The organism is Streptococcus sp. 1F3 (assembly GCF_054968985.1).
On the sequence record NZ_JBUEQR010000084.1, the window covers coordinates 1 to 6338 of the forward strand.

Consider the following 6338-nt stretch of genomic DNA (forward strand, 5'->3'; position numbering starts at 1 on the left):
ATCTAAGTGACCGTGGAGTTCGAAGTGAGTTCCCATATCAAATTCATCAGTGATAACGATATTTTTGTCTTTAATTTTGAGAAAATTTGTGATAAGATTTAGTTGTTCCATATGAGTCTTTCTAATGAGTTGTTAGTCGCTTTTCATTATAAGTCATATGGGACTTTTTTTCTATACTCAAAAAGGCTCCATAATCTCTACAGTGGATTTACCCACTACAGAAATTATAGAGCCAAAACTTTGAACGAAAGGGATAATGAAAAGCCTTGATTGCAAGGCTTTTTCTTGTATGATGGGGAAGTATCAGAGTGATAAAATTTTTGGAGTGAGTAGAAATGATAGCTAGAAATTATCTCATTCTATTTCCATTTACTCTGTAGGGATGTGTTTGTTTCCATTGACAAGGAGTTTGTGGGAATAGAAACGTCCCCACCCAATTGATGAAACCAAGTAAGCTTTAGTCTAGGGAAATTAGTAGAAGAAAGTGATATTAACAATATTAAAAAGCACCTTGAAATGCTTGGTTTCAAGGTGGATTATAGTTGCATGAAATGGTTCATTTATTAACTTTTACTTGTTTCGAAATAAGTGCTGTATTACTGAATTTTATAGTGGAATTGTTAGGATTGTTTATTAATATTTGAAAGGTTAGAAAAAATCATTAAAACGGACAATTACTGTCCATTCTTTTTTGTAAACTCATATCATCAATAAACTATTAGAGGTGGTCAAAAATGATGAAATTCGAAGCTGAAAAGTTGAAGAAATTAAAAAGTACTGGCTTGGAGACAGGCTTTTATGACTTTGATAAGTTAACAACTGGTTTGCATGAGGGGCAGCTAATCATCTTGGCAGCTCGTCCTGAAATTGGGAAAACAGCTTTTGCTCTAAATATAGCTCAAAATGTGGCTCGAAGTTCGAAAAAATCTGTAGTATTCTTTTCTCTTGAGACGCAGGAGAAAATCCTCGTAAAACGGCTCCTAGCTAATCAGGAGGACTACACACAGCAACACATCATTACACGGAAAAAAACGGTTGAGGACTTGAAGAGGCATTCCATTGTTCAGAGTCAGCTGACAGATTTTCCTATTTTTATTGATGACTCAGTCGGATTAAGGATTACAGATATTAGGGATAAGGTAGGGCGTTTAGCCAATAAGACGAACGGGCTAGGGCTGATTATCATTGACTATCTCCAGCTAATCCAAGGATCACGGTTGGAAAATCGTCAGCAGGAAGTATCTGAAATCGTACATCAGTTGAAAATCATTGCTAAGGAATTGAAAGTGCCAGTTATCGCTCTGTCTCAGGTCTGTCGTAGCGTTGAGCAACGGGAGGACATGAGGCCGATTACGAGTGACTTGCGGGAGTTTGAGACTAGTATGGAGCATGACGCTGATATTATCGCTTGTCTCTATCGTGATGACTACTACCAAGAGAAAACAGTCTGTCAGGCGGAATATAATCTGACGGAGCTAATTATTAGAAAGAATCAAAACGGGAGACTTGGGACGGTAAAGCTGTATTTTTACAAGGATTTGAATCGTTTTTTGTAAAAATATTAACCTTGAAAAAGTCGGGAAATCATTGAATAGGGACTACTTGATGTGTTATAATGTTTCTAAGGAATTGAGGTAAATATGAACGATCAAGAACGCTTACTAACAATTTTTCTACGTTTGCAGTCAGGTGCTCATCTTTCTAAGTTACAGTTAGCAGATGAGTTTGGAGTTAGTGAAAAAACAGTACAGAGAGATTTTTCTCTATTAGGTCATTACTTGGAATCTCAGCCTATAGTTGCAGCGGAGCTTGCCTATGATACGAAATACCATACCCGTTACCTAAAAGGGAAATCATTATTTAATAAAAAGGATATATTGGTCATATCAAAGATTTTATTAGAGAACCGTTCTTTGAACAAAGAGGAAAATAAGTCTCTGATCGATAGTTTGTTAGCTTTAATCTCTAAAGAGGAACAAAAAGAGGTTTATCAAATTATTGCGAGCGAACTACTAAATTATGCACCATTGTCAGATACTCAAAATCGAATTGATAAAATCTGGGAATGGTCGGAAATAATACGAAAAGAGCTAGTTCTAGAGATTCGGTATCAATCGCCTTATAATACTGAAAAACAACATACGATTCTTCCTGTATCAATCTACTATGATGTGCATTACTTTTATGTTGTAGCATATAATTTGACTTTTGAGTCATATATGACCTTAAAATTAGATAGAATTTTAGATTGGAAAGTATCTACTGACAAGAAACCGCAGATTTCTTATGGGAGGAAGTTTCGAGATGGAGAGGTACGGAACAAACGTGTTGATCCATTTATGGGACGAGAGTTGACGATTAGAGTTCAATTTGCCTATGACCCAACCATTGTAACGGATCAATTTCCAACTGCTAGGATTATTGAACATACCCCTGACGGAGCTGTGATTGAATTTATCAGTCAAGACACACCAGGATTGAAACGATGGTTGCTGAGTCAAGCAGATGCTTTGACAGTGCTTTCTCCAGCAACGTTAGTAGATGATATGAAGAATTTTCTGATAAGAATGCAGCAAAATTATGATAAGTAGACTAGGTAGACAAATATTGTCTATGGAATCTTTTATAATAAACCTATCAAGTTATAAGTGAGGTACAAAAGATGAAACCAGTCAATAAAAATCAAACATTTGAGAATTTTTCGGTCAATGACGGAAACGCTTGGGCTTTAACTGCATTAAAGACAGTTATTAAGGATAAGAATTACTATAATCCTGTTTATATATACGGTGAAAAAGGAGTTGGAAAATCGCACTTGCTAAATGCCACCATTAACGCAATGGTTGAACGAAATAAGGTAGCATTTCTATCAGCAAAAGAGCTGGCAGTTGAAATGGTAGAAAAAATTATGATGTCTGATGGAGACTATGTTCTCATCGATGACTTGCATTTGCTGCCTAAAGATAAGGCTCTGGAAGAAAAAATCGCAATGCTGATTGAAGCAAACAAGAAACAGTTGATTATTTCTTCAACTATTGCCCCAAATAGCATGGAAGTTTCTAGCACATTACAGGAACGACTACAATGGGGACTAACAACAAATATGACATCCTAAAATCAATGATTAGTAAACTTAAATAGGAAGGAGAAATCTAACATGCAAGAATGGATTGTTGTCGATCAGTTCGGGAATGTGATTGCACAAGGTTTTTTAGATAAACAATCAGCAGAATTTTATGCAAAAAATATTCCAAACGCTAGTGTAGTGAAGAAGTAGGTAAAAAAATGATTCAAGAAGTACAAATAAAAAAACATTTTATTTTAGATGACTATGTAGTTTTTGACATAGCGACGTCCGGTCTCTCTCCAGAGGACTCATCTTTGCTAGGAATTTTCGCTATTAGAATTGAAAAAGGAGAGATAGCAGAACGTTTTAATAAGATAGTCAGAAATGAAGAAGAATTATCAGAATTTATGACTGATGTGACGAAGTTAACCAACGAAATGTTGAATAGAGGTGAATCAGCAGAGCAAGTGTTAAATGATTTTCAAGTATTTTGTGGTAATTTGACTCTTGTTGCTCATAATGCAGAGTTTGAAGTGAACTTTTTGAATCATTATTTTCAAAAGTATGGTTTTCAAACCTTGAATCAACCAGTGATTGATTCACTAGAATTAGTACGAAAGGCTTGCCCAGAATTAAAACGCTATTCTTTGACACAATTAGCACAATTTTTTGATTTTGATACAAACAATCAAAATCCAGAATTTGGAGTTGAAATGACACGAATGCTTCTTGAAAAACTCAGAGAGTTTTGATAAAGTTAAGACGAGTTCTACTTTTGGATTGAAGATAGGTTGAAAGGATCAACAATGAATAAAAAAATCGATTCAGAAAATCAAACAATTAAGGTTTATTTTGAGAGCAATGAATAAATGTTAATTGTCAGACAGATATTTGGAAAGGTAAAATATGGTTAAAATTATTAGGATAAATTTAAAAACACAGGCAGAGAATAGGAAAGATTTGATTGATTATTGTTTAAATAACCACAAACAGTTTCTCGCCATCGCTTGGGCAGGTGAGTTTGAGACATTTGAAGCATATTTTAATACTGTCAGAAGTGGTATGAAAAGAATTAACCCAGTTTTAAATATTTTTAGAAATGTTGCAATCGATGATTTGTTCTGGACGAGGGATCTGGAGGGTAATTATTGGATTTGTCGCTCAAAAGGGAAAGCAGAAGCTTTTTTTAGTAAAGAGTTAGATATCGGTGCAGTGATTCCAGTTGAAGCTTATAAAGTAGGTTTGCAAGTTCCAGGGCAGATTAAAGCGTCTTTCAATAGGGCAAATGCAGGTACGGCTAATGAAATTCGAGATGCAATCATTGAGGAATACTCTAAAGCCACTTATAATAATTTATCTCAAACTAAGCATTATCAAGTTAATCAGTTGCGAGGAAATTTATTAGATAATCTACCCGATTTTGATTTAGAGGAGTTGGTTATCTCTTATATTCAAATTAAATATGATTATTATGTTCTTTCAAATTCTATTGCTAGTAAGTCGACAACTATAAAAATTGAATGTGAATTTTTGTCCCGTAATCCAGCAAATGTATCGAAGGCAGTTGTACAAGTCAAAGGTAAAAAAGCTGCCACTTTGGATGCGATGCAATTTTCAAGTTTTGTAGAAGCAGGTTATAAGGTATTTCTATTTGCGCCAAATGCAGAAAAGCTGAAAAATATTATTGTTATCACGCCAAGTGAATTACTTGATTTCTATAACACTTATAAAATAATTTTGCCAAAATCCATTACTCAATGGGAAAAATTATATTAATCCAAATAAGATTGTTAACTAAATTGATTATTTGAAAGGGGCAATTGATTTGCTCCTTTATTCCTTTAGGGTTAGATTTTGAAAAAGTTCTTCCGTTAGGAATATCACTTGAGAAGTTTCAACATTTACTCTATGTATCTGATGATGAAGAGTCTATGCATATAATTTCATCTCATTTAATTAATATCTTTAAAAACATAGTATTTAACGCAAGTGTTATGTTAATAGATAGTAATCTTAACTATAAAGAATTTAAGGATAGTGTTACTACATATGTTTGTGTTGAGGAAAAAATTAAAGATATGGGGAATCAGTTAATGTTTGAGCTTGATAAGAGAATAACAAATAAAAGTGACAAAAATTGGTTTATTATTATTCCAGATTTAGAATCATTTTTGGAAGTATGTGATATTACTCGAGAACAAATGGTAAGGTTATATAAGGTAGGATGGAAATATGGTTTATTCTTAATAGTGGGATCTACACATCAGTATATTGGTTCAACTATAAATAATATTGCTAAGGATATACGAAAAGACTTACAATGGGTTCTACTAGGAATGAGACTTAATGATCAAAACTTTTTAAGCAAGGTTTATAATTCTAAGGAGGTAAGATTAGAACCTGATGAAGCCCATCTTCATTCTCGGAAAGATTCTCAAAAAATTAAAATTAGTTGGGGATAGAAATATGGAGGAAACTAATGACAATACAAAGTAATCAGACAACCCCTAGTATATGTGCTACTACTTTAATGAGTGTAGCTGCAGGAATAGGAACTGGTGGTGAAATTACGGAAGATGAATCAAGTATTATTACTGGGTATGACACTTTAAAAACAAGTATGTCAACAGAATCAAGTAATTCAAACAGTGTTGCTTCAAGTATTACGCAATTTGTTAGTTTGATACAAGGTGTAGCAAACGATTTTCAGGTTTTAGATGATTTACTTAGTCAACAAATTGCAGATAATCAAGAAAGTTTTGTAGAAGCTCCAAATATGGCTGATACTTCTGTTAAGAATGACACAACAAAAACAACCTCTAGCACTACAACAGGTCTCTCCAAACCTTCTTGGATGACTGCAACTGCGTCAAACGAAAGTACGCCAGATATGAGTTTATTTACTAATTAAGGAAGGTAAGTAATATGTCAACTAATTACAAGAAAGAGCTAGAAGAAACTCAATTGTCTATTTCAAAATTAAGTTCTCATTTATATGATATAGAAGATGAGAGGAGAAGATTACAGAAATTATCTACTGATTTTGATGATGTTAATGATGAAAGTTTTCATGATTTAGCTTATCTTGAGACTTTGAATCTTCCGTTGAGTTCACAAGAAAATATTATAGAAGTAAAAGCGCTATTTTCAACATACTATTATAGTTTGAAAAATGATATTGATGATAAGCTCAAAGTTCTTATAGTCAATCAGTTTTAAAGCAGTAATGCAGTAATTATGGTATACTAAAGTTATGGCATATGATTTAGAT

General features: G+C 33.5%; 8 protein-coding genes. All 8 read left to right on the forward strand.

The genetic code is table 11. The annotated features are described in order from the left end of the window. Positions 1 to 734: 734 nt before the first annotated feature. The 8 genes from ACVPON_RS07765 to ACVPON_RS07800 all read left to right on the forward strand — a co-directional run bounded on the left by ACVPON_RS07765 (position 735) and on the right by ACVPON_RS07800 (position 6286). Entirely contained in the window at positions 735 to 1556 is an 822-nt protein-coding gene (locus ACVPON_RS07765) for a DnaB-like helicase C-terminal domain-containing protein (protein ID WP_462877880.1), read from the forward strand. A gap of 84 nt (positions 1557 to 1640) precedes the next feature. Next, positions 1641 to 2591, forward strand: coding sequence for a helix-turn-helix transcriptional regulator (locus ACVPON_RS07770; protein WP_462877883.1), 951 nt, complete (start codon positions 1641 to 1643; stop codon positions 2589 to 2591). Positions 2592 to 2662: 71 nt separating this feature from the next. Then, positions 2663 to 3115, forward strand: coding sequence for a DnaA ATPase domain-containing protein (locus tag ACVPON_RS07775; protein WP_462877885.1), 453 nt, complete (start codon positions 2663 to 2665; stop codon positions 3113 to 3115). Between the two features lie 170 nt (positions 3116 to 3285). Then, the gene (locus ACVPON_RS07780; protein WP_462877887.1) at positions 3286 to 3819 is read left to right on the forward strand and encodes a 3'-5' exonuclease; all 534 of its coding nucleotides are present in this window, start codon (positions 3286 to 3288) and stop codon (positions 3817 to 3819) included. A 154-nt stretch (positions 3820 to 3973) separates the two neighbouring features. Next, entirely contained in the window at positions 3974 to 4843 is an 870-nt protein-coding gene (locus ACVPON_RS07785; RefSeq protein ID WP_462877889.1) for a ribonuclease D, read from the forward strand. Between the two features lie 44 nt (positions 4844 to 4887). Further along, positions 4888 to 5529, forward strand: coding sequence for a hypothetical protein (locus tag ACVPON_RS07790; protein ID WP_462877891.1), 642 nt, complete (start codon positions 4888 to 4890; stop codon positions 5527 to 5529). A 17-nt stretch (positions 5530 to 5546) separates the two neighbouring features. After that, the gene (locus ACVPON_RS07795) at positions 5547 to 5978 is read left to right on the forward strand and encodes a TIGR04197 family type VII secretion effector (protein ID WP_462877893.1); all 432 of its coding nucleotides are present in this window, start codon (positions 5547 to 5549) and stop codon (positions 5976 to 5978) included. 14 nt (positions 5979 to 5992) lie between these two features. After that, entirely contained in the window at positions 5993 to 6286 is a 294-nt protein-coding gene (locus ACVPON_RS07800) for a hypothetical protein (protein ID WP_462877895.1), read from the forward strand. Positions 6287 to 6338: the final 52 nt, after the last annotated feature.

Coding starts and splice junctions, on each gene's coding strand:
- ACVPON_RS07775 (WP_462877885.1), top strand. CDS start 2,663: ATGAAACCAGTCAATAAAAATCAAACATTTGAGAATTTTTCGGTCAAT.
- ACVPON_RS07785 (WP_462877889.1), top strand. CDS start 3,974: ATGGTTAAAATTATTAGGATAAATTTAAAAACACAGGCAGAGAATAGG.
- ACVPON_RS07770 (WP_462877883.1), top strand. CDS start 1,641: ATGAACGATCAAGAACGCTTACTAACAATTTTTCTACGTTTGCAGTCA.
- ACVPON_RS07800 (WP_462877895.1), top strand. CDS start 5,993: ATGTCAACTAATTACAAGAAAGAGCTAGAAGAAACTCAATTGTCTATT.
- ACVPON_RS07795 (WP_462877893.1), top strand. CDS start 5,547: ATGACAATACAAAGTAATCAGACAACCCCTAGTATATGTGCTACTACT.
- ACVPON_RS07780 (WP_462877887.1), top strand. CDS start 3,286: ATGATTCAAGAAGTACAAATAAAAAAACATTTTATTTTAGATGACTAT.
- ACVPON_RS07765 (WP_462877880.1), top strand. CDS start 735: ATGATGAAATTCGAAGCTGAAAAGTTGAAGAAATTAAAAAGTACTGGC.